This is a genomic window from Nocardia sp. NPDC050799 (assembly GCF_040654015.1).
GTDB lineage: Bacteria > Actinomycetota > Actinomycetes > Mycobacteriales > Mycobacteriaceae > Nocardia.
In genome coordinates, this window is the sequence record NZ_JBFAHF010000001.1 from 57,668 (window position 1) to 72,615 (window position 14,948).

Annotated in this window: 11 protein-coding genes; 6 read left to right on the forward strand and 5 right to left on the reverse strand. The window is 67.4% G+C overall.

The features are described 5' to 3' along the window. Positions 1–18: 18 nt before the first annotated feature. The 4 genes from AB0H42_RS00280 (at position 19) to AB0H42_RS00295 (ending at position 3,678) form a co-directional block, all read left to right on the forward strand. Positions 19–1,059 carry an ABC transporter substrate-binding protein gene (locus AB0H42_RS00280; RefSeq protein WP_357047464.1) on the forward strand — a complete coding sequence of 347 codons (1,041 nt, stop codon included), beginning with the start codon at positions 19–21 and terminating at the stop codon, positions 1,057–1,059. Between the two features lie 17 nt (positions 1,060–1,076). Next, positions 1,077–1,880 (forward strand): ABC transporter ATP-binding protein, encoded by an 804-nt coding sequence (locus AB0H42_RS00285; protein WP_357047467.1) that lies wholly within the window; start codon positions 1,077–1,079, stop codon positions 1,878–1,880. A gap of 40 nt (positions 1,881–1,920) precedes the next feature. After that, a complete protein-coding gene (locus AB0H42_RS00290) occupies positions 1,921–3,054 on the forward strand; it encodes a glycerate kinase (protein WP_357047470.1) in 1,134 nt (377 codons plus the stop codon). Positions 3,055–3,384: 330 nt separating this feature from the next. Continuing rightward, positions 3,385–3,678, forward strand: coding sequence for a DUF427 domain-containing protein (locus AB0H42_RS00295; protein WP_357047473.1), 294 nt, complete (start codon positions 3,385–3,387; stop codon positions 3,676–3,678). Between the two features lie 81 nt (positions 3,679–3,759). On the opposite strand, the gene AB0H42_RS00300 is transcribed toward AB0H42_RS00295, so the two are convergent. Then, a complete protein-coding gene (locus tag AB0H42_RS00300; RefSeq protein WP_357047475.1) occupies positions 3,760–4,398 on the reverse strand; it encodes a TetR family transcriptional regulator in 639 nt (212 codons plus the stop codon). A 103-nt stretch (positions 4,399–4,501) separates the two neighbouring features. Here AB0H42_RS00300 and AB0H42_RS00305 point away from each other — a divergent pair, with 103 nt between their 5' ends. Next, positions 4,502–5,383, forward strand: coding sequence for an alpha/beta fold hydrolase (locus AB0H42_RS00305; protein WP_357047478.1), 882 nt, complete (start codon positions 4,502–4,504; stop codon positions 5,381–5,383). 213 nt (positions 5,384–5,596) lie between these two features. Here the strand turns inward: AB0H42_RS00305 and AB0H42_RS00310 are convergent, their stop codons facing one another. The 3 genes from AB0H42_RS00310 to AB0H42_RS00320 form a co-directional block, all read right to left on the reverse strand. Next, complete coding sequence (locus AB0H42_RS00310) at positions 5,597–6,001, reverse strand: DUF2199 domain-containing protein (protein ID WP_357048605.1); 405 nt, start codon at positions 5,999–6,001, stop codon at positions 5,597–5,599. Positions 6,002–6,060: 59 nt separating this feature from the next. Further along, positions 6,061–7,053: a patatin-like phospholipase family protein gene (locus AB0H42_RS00315; RefSeq protein WP_357047481.1), complete on the reverse strand. Its 993-nt coding sequence runs from the start codon at positions 7,051–7,053 to the stop codon at positions 6,061–6,063. A gap of 763 nt (positions 7,054–7,816) precedes the next feature. Beyond that, positions 7,817–9,124, reverse strand: a complete 1,308-nt coding sequence (locus AB0H42_RS00320; protein ID WP_357047484.1) for a helix-turn-helix domain-containing protein — start codon at positions 9,122–9,124, stop codon at positions 7,817–7,819. 213 nt (positions 9,125–9,337) lie between these two features. On the opposite strand from AB0H42_RS00320, the gene AB0H42_RS00325 reads away from it, so the two are divergent. Next, positions 9,338–11,308 (forward strand): neutral/alkaline ceramidase, encoded by a 1,971-nt coding sequence (locus AB0H42_RS00325; protein ID WP_357047487.1) that lies wholly within the window; start codon positions 9,338–9,340, stop codon positions 11,306–11,308. Between the two features lie 71 nt (positions 11,309–11,379). Here AB0H42_RS00325 and car read toward each other — a convergent pair whose 3' ends face one another. Further along, positions 11,380–14,898: a carboxylic acid reductase gene (car, locus tag AB0H42_RS00330; protein WP_357047490.1), complete on the reverse strand. Its 3,519-nt coding sequence runs from the start codon at positions 14,896–14,898 to the stop codon at positions 11,380–11,382. Between the last annotated feature and the right edge of the window lie 50 nt (positions 14,899–14,948).

Here is a 14,948-nt window from a genome sequence, read left to right on the forward strand (position 1 = left end):
ACAGCTGGAGAACCTCGCATGAAATTCGGAATTCGCACACTCACGACGATCGGCGCCGCCGCGGTGGCATCGGTCCTGGTATTGACCGGCTGCGGAAGCGGCGGCAGCGAGGCGAAGGATCCCGGCACCGACGGGAAGACCACCGCGGTATCGCTGATGCTCAACTGGTACCCCTATGGTGAACACGCCCCGTTCTACTACGGGGTGCAAGAAGGGATCTTCGCGAAGCACGGCATCGATCTGCAGATTTCGGCCGGCCAGGGCTCGACGAAAACCGCGCAGGCCACCGGTTCGAAGCAGACCGACTTCGGCTGGGCCGATACCCCCGCCGTTCTCAGCAATATCGATAAGGGCGTCAAGGTCAAGAGCGTCGGCGTCTACCTCCAGACCACGCCGTCGGCAGTGCAGGTATTCGCCGATTCGAATATCCGGACACCGGCCGATCTGGCGGGTAAGACCATTGCCGTCTCCGCGGGTGACGCGCCGACCACGACTTTCCCGGTCTATCTCGACAAGGCGGGCGTTCCGGCGGATCAGGTGACCCAGCAGAGCCTCGACTCGGCGGGCAAGATGTCGGCGATGCTCTCGGGTCGCGTCGACGGGCTCATCGGATTCGCGCACGACCAGGGCCCCACCATCGCGAACAAGAGCGGTAGGGAGGTCCGCTATCTGCGGTATTCGGACCAGGGCCTGAACTTCTTCAGTAACGGGTTGATCGCGAACGAGGCCACCATCGAATCCTCGCCCGAGCTGGTACAGGCCATGGTGGACGCGACGAGCGAGGCCTTCGCCGCCGCCGTCGCGAATCCGGATGCCGCGGTCGCCGCGATGGAAGGTAAGGATCCGCAACTGCCGCCGCGGCAGGTACTGCTCCAGCAGTGGCAGCAGACCATCCCGCTGCTCAGCACCCCGGAAACCGCCGGTAAGGCGCCGGGAACCAATTCCGAAGCGAACTGGCGCGCCACCATCGATGTCCTCAGCAGTGCGAAGCTCCTCGACAAAGCCGAGGACCCGGCCAAGTACTGGGACGCGAAGTTCACCCCCACCAGTAAGCCGTGACCGGAGCAGGTGACGATATGAGCACACCCACCGAAACCCTCGCGGGCATCGATACCGCGGTCGCGGTAGCCGACCTGACCGTACGGTTCTCGTCCAAACGCGGCGAAGTCACCGCGCTGCACGATGTCGACCTGCAGGTCCGCCGGGGCGAATTCGTCTCGATCGTCGGTCCGTCCGGCTGCGGCAAATCGACGCTGCTGAAAGTCGTCGCCGGTCTCACCGATCCGAGCGGGGGCAGTGTCGAACTCGGCGGCGCCCCCGTGCGTGGGCCGCAGCGCAATATCGGCTACGTATTCCAGCGCGCCGCACTGCTGGAATGGCGGACCGTACGCAAGAACATCCTGCTCCAGGCCGAGATGCGCGGTATGAACAACCGGGCGGCCGCGGCCGAATGCGCGCGTCTCATCGAGATGACCGGGCTCAGCGGATTCGAGGACGCCCTGCCGCACGAACTCTCCGGCGGTATGCAGCAGCGGGTTTCGCTGTGCCGGGCCCTGCTGCACGAACCGGAAGTGCTGCTGATGGACGAGCCGTTCGGCGCTCTGGACGCGCTCACCAGGGAGCGGATGAACGTCGAGCTGCATCGGATCTGGCGGGAAACGGGCACCACGGTACTGCTGGTCACCCATTCGGTGGCCGAGGCCGTATACCTCGCCAACCGGGTGGTCGTGATGAGCCCGCGGCCGGGCCGGATCATCGAACTGCTCGACGTCGATCTGCCCGCGCACCGGAATTACGCCACGACGATGGAGACGCCGGAATTCATCACGGTCGCCAACCGGGTCCGGGATCTGCTCGGCGCGGTGGCGCACGCGGACTGATATTCGATCCCCGCCGACTCACCGACAGGAAGGCGACCGCGTGAGGGTTCTGGTTGCCCCGGACAAGTTCAAAGGAAGCCTTTCCGCCGCCGAGGTGGCCGACCGGCTGGCGGAGGGCTTGGCGGCGGCGGGGATCGACAGTGACAGATTGCCGCTTGCCGACGGCGGTGACGGCAGCGTCGACGCCGCGGTAGCGGCCGGTTTCGCGCCGCATCCGGTGACGGTGGCCGGTGCGGCGGGAACACCGAGATACGGGCGGATCGCCGTCGGCGACGGTACCGCCGTGGTGGAGGTCGCCAATACCTGCGGCCTCACCACCCTGCCGAACGGCCGCACACTGCCACTGGATGCGAGCAGTCTCGGTGTGGGGCAGGCCATCGCGCAAGCGTTGCGGTTCCGGCCGCACCGGGTGGTCCTCGCCCTCGGTGGCAGTGCCGGCACCGACGGCGGAATGGGCCTGCTCGCAGCGCTCGGTTTCACCTTCGCCGACGCGCAGGGAATACGACTGCGAGCGTGCGGACGAAGTCTGGGGCGCGTCCATACCGTCGACTCGTCGCGGGCGGCGCGGCTGACCGGGATCGAGATCGTGGTTGCCGGTGATGTCACCAATCCCTTGCGCGGCCCGGACGGCGCGGCGGCGGTGTACGGACCGCAGAAGGGCGCCACCGACGCCGAGGTGCGATTTCTCGACGCCGGACTGAACAACCTCGTCCGCGCGTTCGCCCGCAGTGGCTACCCGGACGCGATGGCCTTCGCGGAGGCGGCCGGAGCGGGCAGCGCGGGCGGAATCGGCTTCGCCGCGTTACTGCTCGGCGGCACGATCGTGTCAGGCGCCGAGTATTTCCTCGACTTGCTCGAGTTCGACCGGCGCCTGCCCCATGTCGACCTGGTCGTCACCGGGGAGGGAAGTATCGATGAGCAGACCGCGAACGGCAAACTGCCCGCGGTACTGGCCCGTCGCGCCCACCCCGTTCCGGTCGTCGCGGTCGCCGGCCGGAACACGCTGTCCCCGGACCGATGGGGCGCGGCAGGGTTCACGACCATCTACTCCCTCGGCGACTACACCGACCGGGATACCGCCGGTGACCCCGATCTGACCCGGCAATTGCTGACCCGCATCGGCCGGGAGATCGGCCGCCTCCCGGCCGTGACGCCGAGACACGCCCACCCGTAACCCGAACCGGATGAACCAACTCGTCGACCGGACCCGCCGGTAATCGTCGGTCTTCGGCTCTATGGGCGGTTCCGAGGAGGTTCGAGGAACCCGAATGAGGGAGGGGCGCCCGGTAACTGTGTGGAGCCGCCACCGCCGGAGGCCGATGATCCCTCCGAAGATCCGTTGCAGGCCGAAGTCGACCGGGCGCGGATCGAACTCGGCGGGCGGTATTCGCCCAGGGAGTCGCCGGCCCCGGCGCCGCGGTCCGGGAACTGTGCCAGGTGGTGGCCCTCCTCATCGCGACCCGCGCGATCCGGCTGCCGTGGGGTGCTGAGGCAGAATCGAGGGATGACAAAGGCAGTCGTGAACGGCGTCGTCATCGCGTCCAGCGACGACACCGTCATCGTCGAAGGTAATCATTACTTCCCGCCGGGCTCGATACGGAAGGAGTTCTTCGAGCCCACCGACACGCATACGTTCTGTCCGTGGAAGGGCCGGGCCGGCTACTACACCGTGGCCGTCGGCAACGCCGAGCCACTGACCGACGCAGCCTGGTATTACCCCGAACCCAAGACCAAAGCAGCCGAGATCGAGAACTACGTCGCCTTCTACAAGAATCAGGTCGAGATTCTCGACGACTGACCCACTGGCCGCCCTGTGCCCGGGTGACATCGGTGCCCCGCCCGACCCGAGATCGATCGATGAACATCGAGCGCGCACGGGTCAGGTAGTTTCCCGCGCCGAGCCATTGAGTTCGGTATCCGGGGTGGTCGCGAGGGTGAGATCGAGGAGGCGGTCCACGAGGTCGACCGCGGTCTGTGCGGTGTAGTGGCCGGGCAGCATTCCCTGAGCGATTCCTGCGCCGGCCGCGAGGATGAGCTCGGCGTCCAGCTCGGTGCGCCCGGGAGTCTCGTCGGCGCGTCCGGCCCGGCCGAGTTGGTCGGCGAGGACGGCGGCCAGTGCGCGAGGTGCTGTCAGCGTTTCGTCGGTGGTGATGCCTTGTCCGGCGATGGCCGCGGTGTTGAAGGCGCCCAGGACGATGGCCTCCTGTCGGCGTTGTTCGTCCAGGGGGAGCAGCTCGACCAGCACCATGCGGAGGATCTGGCGGGGTGAGGTGTCGCCGGAGTGGGTCGACATTCGCTGGGCGAAGCGGGTGCCGGCGTCGTGCATCACCGACTGGTGGGTTGCCAGAAGGAATTCCTTTTTGGTGCCGAAGTAGTACTGCACCAGCCGGACGGAGATGCCGGCTTCGGCGGCGACTGTCTGGAAAGTGACCGCGGCCAGGCCGCCGGACACGATCACGCGGCGGACCGCATCGGTGATTTCGCGCCGGCGCGCTCCGTGGTCGACCAATCGTGGCACGAGTACTCGCCTTCCCTCCGGGTCGGTTGTCCTAACACTTTTGATGGTATACCCATAACATTTATGTGGTATGTTCATATCAAAAATGTGGAGAGGGGAGACCATGCCGAAGATCGGGCGATTCACCAGCGAGGAAGCGAAAGCCGCCTTCCTGCGCGCCTACGACGCCGTGGCCGCGAAGTGGCCGGTGCCGTCGGCGAATATCGATGTCGAGACAGCTTTCGGGACCACGCGGGTCCGCAAGTCCGGTGACGGGGACGGGGCACCGATCGTGCTGCTGCCGGGTATCGGGGGAAACGGCCAGGTGTGGTTCCGGTTCGTCGAGGACCTGGCGCGCGATCGGGTCGTGTACACGCCGGACGTTATCGGCTGGGCCGGGCACTGCGTGCAGACCGCACCACTGCGCGGCACCGGCGATATCGCGCAGTGGATGGTCGACGTGCTCGACGGGCTCGGCGTCGAACGCGTCCATCTGGCCGGAAACTCCCTGGGAGCCTGGCTGGTCGGCGCGATCGCGACGCACCGCTGCGATCGTCTGGCGAGCCTGACCATGTTCGAGCCGAGCGCTGCGACCTTTGCCAAGCCGCGCCCGGGACTGCTGTTCAAGTTCGTCATGGCGGGGGCGCGGCCGACGCCCGAGCGGATGCGCAAGTTCAACCGGTGGCTGATGCCGGGCTACGAGATGACCGATGAGGAATTCGAACTCGCCACCGCGATCCGGAGATTCCGGGCAGCGATGCCGTGGGACCGCCCCTTCACCGACGAAGAACTCGCCGCGATCACCGCCCCGGCCCTGGTGCTCTTCGGCGCCGAAACGGTCGTCAGCGACCCCGAACGGGGCGCGGCCCGCGCCCGCGCACACATACCGTCGGCCGAAACCGAGATCTATCCCGGAGTGGGACACGATCTGCTGTGGGCGAATCCGGAACAGATACTTCCGCGTTTCCTCACCTTCGTCGCCGACCACGACCAAGTCCGTACCTGAACCACGCGCAGCGGACCGGGAGCCCACGAAGCGGTCCATCCTTCGCTGCCGGCCGACCCGCAAAGCGGGTGAACGCGTCACTACTTTCGCCATCTGCGGCACCGGCCTGAAAACCGGCGCGGAACACGCGGCCCGCGGGTTTCGACGAAGTACCGGGCCCGGCAGCTCAGGCCTTCGGTGTTCGAGGGGTCGGCGGTATGTGCGCGGCGGCTTTCATGGCTGGTTGCTGTTGCGCGTGGCGTGCAACAGTGTTTCGGCGATCTCGCGTACCCGGTCTCGGGTGATTCCGGTGCGTTGTTCGATGGCGAGGGGGTGGTCGGTGGGTTCGAGCTCGACGAAGGGGCGCTCGCCGACCGGGCGGGTGTGAACTCGGGTCTTCAGGTTGAGAGTCGTGGGCGAGTAGACCGAGAGATCGGTGGTGAGCCAGCCGAAGTAGGGCTTCTCCGTTTCCCGGCCGACGGTGTCCCACAGGTCCGCCGCGCGGGAGAAGTTATCGCTGCTGAGCGAGACCCAGACAGCCCAGGAGAACACCTCGTCGCTACCGATGACCGGAATTTCGATGAGACCTTTGACGAAGTAGTGCTGCGCCCGGATTACGCACTGGTCCGAGGAGAGCAGGCAGTCGTCGGCGTCGGTGAAGGCCGGCTCTCATACGGCGGGGGCTTCGGTCGTGTAATTCATGGGCAACGCGGGGTGGTGCGCTCCGCGCGGTCGACCGGCCGCGGGGCTTCCCCCGGTGGTCGGAGAACCCGCGCATCGACGACGTGCCGGAGTTGCTCTTCGGTCCGGGTCCGAATCCAGGTAGTGGCGATGTCGTAGCCGGTGTCGAACAGCTCCTCGGAGGTTCGTGTCGGTGCACTGAGCGCCGCACCGTAGCGCTGTTGGGCGAAGATGGTCGACGCGCGGAGGGCCTGGTCGCGGAACGGTCGCGGGCGGTGCGCAATGGTGGGTAGCGACGGGTGGAGCAGCGGAAAGATCAGTCCGCCCCGGCTGTCGTACGGTTCTGGTCCGTAGAGGTCCAGAACGAGGGCGGGGTGTTGCGCGAAGATATCGTGCGGGACCCGGTACTGGCAGCCGCCGTCGAAGACGTCGTCGAGTCCGGCGGCCGCGGGCAGGGCCCCGGGTATCCGGGTGGCGGCGACGACTGCGTCCGCGACAGGCAGATCGACCAGGCCCAGCTTCGGCAGATCCCGTGGTAGCAGCAGGGTGCCGTGGCCGGCCGCGTAAACGGGGACCAGCAGCGACGAGTCCGCGCGGTGCGGTTCGGAACCCGGTGGCCCGAGGGCGAAGTCGGCAAAGGTGCGATCTCCGGCGAAGGCGTGGGCGAGTTCGCGAATTCGTGCCTGCGGGTAAAGGGCTCGCCGTGTCATCAGCCCGCGGAGACTTCTCGCGCCGAGGATTTCGTGCTCGGGGTGATCGATCGCGATCCTCCGGGCGCGGTCACGTGTCATGCCCAGCGCTATCGCGGTCGCCGCGAGCGCGCCACCACTGACGCCCACGACGACCGGTTGCAGGGCTGGATCGGATTGCCCGATGTACTGGGCTCGCCGGGCGGTCAGGGCATCCACCGACCCGATGGCCATTCCCACCATCATCGCGAGGCTGCGGCCGGCGACCCCGGCGAGGATCCGGACGATCGGGCGTTCAACTGTCGCCGATCGATCTGTCACTGTTGTCCTCGCTCGCCCGTGAATGCCGCTGGCCGGCGCCGGAGCTCGCGGCCGGACCCGGGAGCTCTCCCGCGTTTCGAGACCGTCGCTGCCAACGCGGTGCGGAGGCCGTGCCGTGCACCGGTGACGGAGTCGACGGGGTGCCGGCGATCCGCGTGCCCCGGTACCGACCACCGCACCACAGCATCCCGCGCGACGCCGTTTCGAGACCGCGCTGAAAGGCGATGACCCGCCGACCCTATCTCCTCCACAAAAAACTCCAGCGAATATTCTTGAAATGCGCACAAGTGCGTGGACGTAATCAACCGGTCGATTCCCGCACCGGCGCAATCCCTCCTACGGCATTTCGCAGATAGCCGACCGGCCCGGCGGCCACGATGCCCACCGGCGCCGTACAACGTGTCGTTGCAGACCCGGAGGACTCTACTGAGACGATTTATCGAGAACAATGAAACCGCCTCGCATATAGGAAAGTTTGTCAAGCGTGCACATTCGGTGGCGTGTCTTTGTCCCCCCCGCACAACACACTCGACTCGATGACGCCCCTCGTGCGCGTCCGTCCGGCCGCAACGACGCCCGCGCCCGGTGTCGGCGCCGAGGCGGGTTCCGCTCATCCGGGCGGTACCGGATCGTCGCGGCCCGTGACACCCGGTGGTGTGGCCCCGCCAGGTTTCGGTTGGAGCAGGGGTACACCCGAATGCGATGGTGGTGGGCCGTACAGAGAGTGCGACCGTCGAGCACCTTCGGCCCCCACCCGACAGCGTCAGGAGGACGGGCGCAGCACACTCCGACCCAGGAAGCGGCAGATACGAAGAGCCAGTGCGATATCCAGCTTCTCGTGACCGGCCCCACTGTTCCGGGTGGCGTCGACCGCCTTGGTGATGCGGTATTTGACGGTATTGCGGTGCAGGGTCATCTGCTGTGCGGTGTGCAGGTGGCTTTCGCCGGTTTCGTAGAAGGTGCTCAGGGTGTCTCGTAGTGTTGCTGCCTGCTCGGTGTCGTCGGCGAGGGTGCCGAGCACCTCACGCACCCACTCCCTGGTCGCGTCGAGGTCTTTGGCCAGCAGCGATACCACCGCCACGCCCGGGTCGCCGAACCCGATCGACCGGCGGCCGGGCGGTGTCCCCGGCAGGGTGGCGACGAAATAGGCGGCGGCGGCCTGTTGGTGGGAGCGGCGGAAACCGTCGCACCCCCGGCCGGGCAGTCCGACCGCCAGCCGTACCTGCGCGGGGAGGTCGGCCTCCAACCGCAACCCGTCGACGGCGGGCCGTCGGCCGAACGGGAACCACGCCCACATCGTCCGCCGGTCGATGGCCGTCACCAGTGGCGGGCCGTCGGCCTGCAATGCGTGTGTCATCGCCCGGGCGCCGGAATCCAGCAGGGCCATGGTGGCGACCTCGTCGCTGCCCGTGGACCACAGGATCGCCGCCAGGTGTGTCCGGTCGAGACCGTAACCGGTCTCGGCCTCGAACGCTGCCGGATCCGGTGTGCGCGTCGACAGCAGTGTGTGCACCGTGGAGGAGTGCACGGTGCCGCGGGCGTTGGCCCACCGCATGCGTTCGGTCTCGTAGGTCGCGGAGACGTACTCGATGATCCAGTCGGTGTAGGCGTAGACGCTCTCGGTGAGGCGTTGGAGTACGGCCAGTCCCAGCGCTGTCGGCAGGCTCCGCTGTGCGACCTCGTCGTAGCAGATGCGCATCATGGTGTTCTGGCCCATGTGGTAGGCCCGCACCAGGAAATTGGACGGGATATCGCGCTGCGCCATCCGCCGCGCGTATTCGACAGCTGCCATCGGCGGTTGCAGGTGATCGACCGGGATATTGTTGGCCAGGATCTCGACCATGGTGGTCACATTGGCCTGGATGCTGGCGGTCCGCAGATCCGAAAGCCGTGGATCGGCCCGGGTGTAGTCGATCGCGTGGAGTATCCGTCGAGTCATCCCCGCGGCGATCTCCGATTCCCGAGCGCGCAGCCCCACCCCGATCTCGAGAACGAGGCCGGATACCCGGCTCGGCGTAGGCTCCGGCGGCGGCTCGGGCCGGTGCCGCGGTGGGTGGGCAGAAGCGGTCATCGTGCATGGTCTTTCACGGAGAGGCGAACGAATGGGTCGATGGTGCCGGGAACCGTAGCGTATGTGCCCCGGTCGCCCGGGTCCTTCCCGATGACGGTGACCGCGAAACCGCCGATCGCGCAATACGGATCCCGACTTCGTCCTTGCTAGTTTGTCTGTGTAATGAACCCGAACCGCTGCCGCGGGCCGAATCCACGAGGACAGAAGAGGTCGATGCCGGAAACGAACTATGCGACCGACCGCCATCTGGTCGGGCGCGCCATTGCCGACATCACCGGAGAACCGGCCGAGGCCGGCATGCTCGGCTACGGCAAGGCCGACCAGAAGACCACCGGAATCCACCTTCGTCTGCGCTCCCGCGCCTTCGTCTTCGTGGACCCGCTCGTCGACCGGCGGGTGCTGTTGATCGTGAACGATCTGCCGTTGATCTTCTCCAGCATCACTCAGGAGGTGCTGCGCCGGCTGGCCCAGCGCTTCGGCGACACCTACAACCAGTCCAACGTGATGCTCACCGCGACCCACACCCACTGCGGACCCGGCGGCTATTCGCACCACCGGTTGTACAACGGCTCGGCCGGGTTCCGTCCTAAAACCTTTGCGGCGATCGTCGACGGCATCATCGAAGCGGTCGAACGAGCACACGAGGATCTCGCCCCGGCGACCCTGCGCCTGGTACACGGCGAGCTGCGCGAGGCCAGCGTCAATCGCTCGCGTGCGGCATTCGACCGGAACCCGGAGGAGGAGAAGGAATTCTTCCCCGATGCCATCGATCCGCAGACGACCCTGCTGCGCATTGATCGCGAGGGCGAACCGGTCGGCGCCATCAACTGGTTCGCCACGCACGGCACCTCGATGAGCAACCGGAACACGCTGATCAGCGGCGACAACAAGGGGTACGCGGCCTACCACTGGGAGCATGTGGTCGAGGGTGTGAACTATCTTGCGGACCCGGATCCCGACTTCGTCGCGGCCTTCGCGCAGACCAACGCCGGTGATATGTCGCCCAATCTGGACGGTAGGCCCGGTGACGCCGGCACCGAGTTCGAGAACACCCGGACCCTCGGTCTGCGCCAGTACGAGGCCGCGGCGAAACTCGCCGCGGGATACGTGCCGCGCATGGCCGGCAGCATCGATCACCGCGTCGTGCACGTCGATCTGTCCGCGGTAACCGTCTCCGCGGAATTCACCGGAGATGAGCGCGAGCACCGCACCGGGCGGCCCGCCGGTGGTGCGGCCGCCTTCGCCGGCGCGGGATACGACGGGCCCACCCACTGGAAGACCTTTCGCGAAGGACGCAATCCGGGCTGGGATCTGCTGTCGCGGTTGGCATACCGGTTCGCACCGTCGCTGCGGGATGCGCAGGCGCCCAAGGCGATCGTGGCTCCGGGTGGGCTGCTCAATCGGCTCGGGCCCTATGTGCAGGAGATCGTTCCGGTCCAACTCCTCCAGATCGGCGAGCTGTATCTGATCGGTATCCCGGGCGAGGTGACCATCGCCGCCGGACTGCGGTTGCGGCGCACGGTGGCGGCCATCCTCGGCGCCGAACCGGCCAACGTCCTGGTCGCCGGATACAGCAACGCCTATATCCACTACGTCACCACCCCTGAGGAGTACGACGCGCAGCACTACGAGGGCGCGAGCACTTTGTTCGGTCGCTGGGAGTTGCCGGCCCTGCAGCAGATCGCGGCGCAGCTCGCGACCGCAATGCACGACGGCAGCCCGGTACCGTCCGGTACCGAGGCACCCGATCTGTCGGAGGTGCAGCGGCCCGCGAAGGCAACCCCGCCCGTGGACTTCCCGCCGGTGGGGCACGACTTCGGCGACGTGCTCAGCGAGCCCGCGCCGGCCTATCGCGCGGGGGAGCAGGTGAGCGTCGAATTCGCCGGCGCGTACCCCAACCATGACCTACATCGCGGCAGCACTTATCTCATGGTGCAGCGGCGCGACGGGGAGCGCTGGCGACTGGTCGCCGACGACGGCGACTGGACGACCACCTTCAGCTGGTCGCGTGGCGCCGCCTCGAGCTCGCGGGTCACCATCACCTGGCACAGCCCGGCCGACGCAACACCCGGCAGCTACCGGATTCGATATTTCGGCGACGCGGTGAAGTCCGGCAGCGACCGCGTCCCCATCAGCGGTACCTCGCCCGAGTTCCGGATCCACGATGAGGAGCCGGGCGAATGACCACGCCCGATTCGGTGCGGCGCCGGCGACGACCGGCGGTGCACCGAGCCCGAGAGCGCAGCGGAGCACGGTTACAGCAGACCCAGTAAGTGCAGGTCGGTGGTGTACTTGACGATGATCTCCGGGGTCACGTGCGGAATATCCCGGTCGGAGCCGATTTCCGCGTGCCGCACCGCCGCGCGGAACCGTTCGGTGGGCGCGATCGAACCGCGGACCGCTCGCTGCGGTTTCCGGTAGCTGTCCAGCAGCGGTAGCAGCGAGTACCGCCGCTGCCGTTCCGGCAAAGCGCGTACCGCGGTCTCGAACCGCCGCAACCAGCTGTCGTAATCGGGTATCCGCTGGATGGGATGGCCGGCCTCGATCAGCCAGTCGACGTAGGTGTCCAGCGAGATCCCATCGTCGTACGGGTTCATCACGTGGTAGGTGCGGAACCCGGTCCCCGCGCGGGCGCCGAGCGAGACGATCGCCTCGGCGATGAAACCGACCGGAAGCCCGTCGTAGTGGGCGCGCTGCGGCCGGCCGTCCGGATCGAGTTCGTAGAAGGAGCGGGGGGCCGTACCCGTGGCCTCCAGACTCAGCATCAACCGGGTGAACATATCGGGGACATTGAGCTGGCCCGCGTACCCGGTATCGGCGAGGATCATATCGCAGCGGAATACCGCCACCGGCAGACCGCACAGGTCGGCGGCCTCCCGCAGCAGCACCTCGCCCGCCCATTTGCTGTTCCCGTAGCCGTTGGCGTACCGGTCGTCGATGCTGCGGTGCGGGCTGGTCACGCGGATATCGGCATCCTCGGTGAAATCCGCGGGGTCGACCTGATCGCCCACCGCGATGGTCGAGGTGTAGGTGTAGGGCTTCTGCTTCGTGGTGAGCGCGAGGCGGATCAGTTCGGCGGTACCCACGACATTGGGGCCGAACAATTCGGTGTAGGGCAGGAGGTGATTGACGAGCGCGGCGGGATCGACGATCACGTCGACGGTATCGGCCAGCCGCTGCCAGGTGTCGTGGTCCAGCCCGAGATCGGCGCGGCCCTTGTCACCCACGATCACCTCGAGATGGCCGGCGGCCAGCTCCCGGTAGCGGGCGGTGAGCCCCGGGTCGCCGGAGTCGAAGGTTTCGTCGAGCCGGGACCGAGCCGCGGTATCGTCCGTGGCGCGGACCAGGCAGATCAGTGTTCCGCCGGCGTGCGCCATCCGTTCCAGCCATTCCAGCGCCAGGTACCGCCCGAGGAAGCCGGTCGCGCCGGTCAGCAGGACGGTCCGTACTGTCGCGCTCGGACCCGGCAGGTGGGGTGCCTGTGCGAGCGTGCGTTCGTCGAGGAACTTGTCGAGTGTCAGATCACCGGCGTGCACCTCGGTCGCTCCCGCACCGTGCACCGCGGCGAAGGTGGGACGCCGGGCGCCGGCTCGTTGTTCGTCGATGTAGTGGGCCACCGCCCGGAGGTCGGCGGTGGGGCCGATGAGGAAACCCACCGGGACCTCGACCGCGAAGATCTCTCGCAACAGCTGTCCGAAGGTGAGTGCCGACAGCGAATCGCCGCCCAGGTCGGTGAAATGCGCGTCTGGGCCTACCTCGCCGGTAGCGGCGCCCAGCAGGGCCGCGGCCGCGCGGACGACCGTCTCCACTGTCGGCCGGTCGCCGGCGCCGTGGCGCACGGTGCGTAGCTCCTCGGCTTCGGCTGCTGCCAGCTCGGTGTACAGCTGCTCCAATCGCGGGCCGTAGTGCTCCTTGAGGGCGGGCCTGGCCAGTTTGCGGATACCGGTGAGCAGGCCGTTCTCCGGTGTGAACCGCTGGTATTCGAGGAGGAAGTCACGCGGTATCTCATAGGACTGCAAGCCGGCCGATTTCGCGACCTGCTGTAAGGATTCGCTGATCAACTGTTTCAGCGCGCGGCTGTCGCCCCCGGCTCGTTCCCGCGCGGCAGCCGTCGGTACCACCACCGCCAGAAGGTAGGACCGCGTGCTGTTGCCGTAGACATAGATCTGGCGGACCAGCGGGCTCTCGGCGAACACGGCCTCCACCTTCGACACCGTCACGAACTCACCCTGCGAAAGCTTCAGTACGAAGCTGCGGCGATCGAGGTACACGAGTTGATCGGGGCCGAACTCGGCGAAAATATCTCCGGTGTGGTAGGCGCCGTCGGCGTCGAACACTTCGGCGGTCACGTCGGGACGCTTGTAGTACCCGCGGGCCAGCGTGTCCGAGCGAACCACCAACTCCCCCCGAGGGTACGGGCGGTCTGTGCGGAAGTAGCCCAACTCCGGGACATCCACGAGTTCGTAGTGGGATACCGGCGGTCGGCGCACCCGGCCGTCGACGGCGATACTCCCGGTTTCGGTGGCACCGTAGCCGTCCACCACATGCAGGTCGAGGAAGGACTCGACCCACGCCCGCATCTCGGCCGAGATCGGCGCCGAACCCGTCGTCGCCGCGAGATACCGGCCGCCGAGCAGATTCCGGCGCAGATCCGCCGCCACCTCGGCTTCGAGTGTCGTGTGGTCGGCTCCGTCGCCGCCGCGACGAGCCACTTCGCCCTGGAAGCGGTGAAAGAGCATCTCCCAGATCCGGGGCACGAAGGAGAGCTGGGTGGGCCGGACCAGGGCCAGATCGTCCAGCAGGGTCGACAGGTCGCTCGTGGCGGCGAAGAAGACGGTGCCGCCGCGGCCCAGCGTCATGTAGAGGATGGCGCGCCCCATGATGTGGCTCATCGGCATGAAGGCGAGCCCTATCGCCGGTTCGGTCCCGCGCTGGCCCCATTTCTCACTGCTCGCGGCCCGCCAGTGGTCGGCCACCAGGCGCTCGGTGAGCATGGCGCCCTTGGGTGCGCCGGTGCTTCCGGAGGTGTAGATCAGCAGTGCCAGCGGATCCACCTCGGCGGCCTCCGGCGTCGGCACAGGCGGCAGCGTCGACCCGCGGGCGACGACTTCGGCCAGGGTCTCCGCGACCACCGCGATGCCTGCCTGCGCCAGCCGTGCCCGCGCCGCCGCCAAGGTCGCGCTTTCGTCGTCGTCGCGCGCGTGGTAGTCGAAAACGATCAGCCGGGCCGGGGTGTGGCCGGTCAGCGCGAGTTCTACGGCATCCGCGAGCCGGCCGATACTCGCCGCGATCACCACCGGCTCGGTTTCGGCGACTATGGGCAGCAACCGGGACGCGGCCGAACTGGTCGGCAGGGGGACGGCCACCGCGGACATCCGGGTCAGCGCCACATCGACCACGGTGTAGTCGACACTGGTGAACCCCAGCATGCAGACGCGATCGCCGGGGCGCACGGCGTCCGCCAATGCGGCGGCGATGGCGCCGGCTCGGTCCCACACCTCGCGATAGGTGACGGTTTCGAATTCGGGCCGCAGTTTCGCCGTGGTGCGCCCGGTCCGCTCGTCGGTGACGTATTCGATCGCGCGCCGGCCGAGCGCGGGCCGGTGCGCGTAGCCTTCCATCACGGTCCGCGCGACCTCGACGGGGCGTAGATCCGGTTTCCCGGCTCTCGCGGTGACCGCCGGGTCGGGCCGGGCAGCGGTGAACTGCTCGTCGGTGCGATACAACTCCGCGATGCGATGTTCGAGCCGGGTTTCGCGGGTTTCGTTCGACATCGGGCTCACCTTCGAAAACTCGTAGTTTCGAAATGCTCCGGTGGCACTCG

Excerpts from the sequence above, each read along its gene's own strand:
- AB0H42_RS00320 (WP_357047484.1), bottom strand. The coding sequence starts at position 9,124 with ATGACCGCTTCTGCCCACCCACCGCGGCACCGGCCCGAGCCGCCGCCG.
- car (WP_357047490.1), bottom strand. The coding sequence starts at position 14,898 with ATGTCGAACGAAACCCGCGAAACCCGGCTCGAACATCGCATCGCGGAG.
- AB0H42_RS00295 (WP_357047473.1), top strand. The coding sequence starts at position 3,385 with ATGACAAAGGCAGTCGTGAACGGCGTCGTCATCGCGTCCAGCGACGAC.
- AB0H42_RS00280 (WP_357047464.1), top strand. The coding sequence starts at position 19 with ATGAAATTCGGAATTCGCACACTCACGACGATCGGCGCCGCCGCGGTG.
- AB0H42_RS00305 (WP_357047478.1), top strand. The coding sequence starts at position 4,502 with ATGCCGAAGATCGGGCGATTCACCAGCGAGGAAGCGAAAGCCGCCTTC.
- AB0H42_RS00285 (WP_357047467.1), top strand. The coding sequence starts at position 1,077 with ATGAGCACACCCACCGAAACCCTCGCGGGCATCGATACCGCGGTCGCG.
- AB0H42_RS00325 (WP_357047487.1), top strand. The coding sequence starts at position 9,338 with ATGCCGGAAACGAACTATGCGACCGACCGCCATCTGGTCGGGCGCGCC.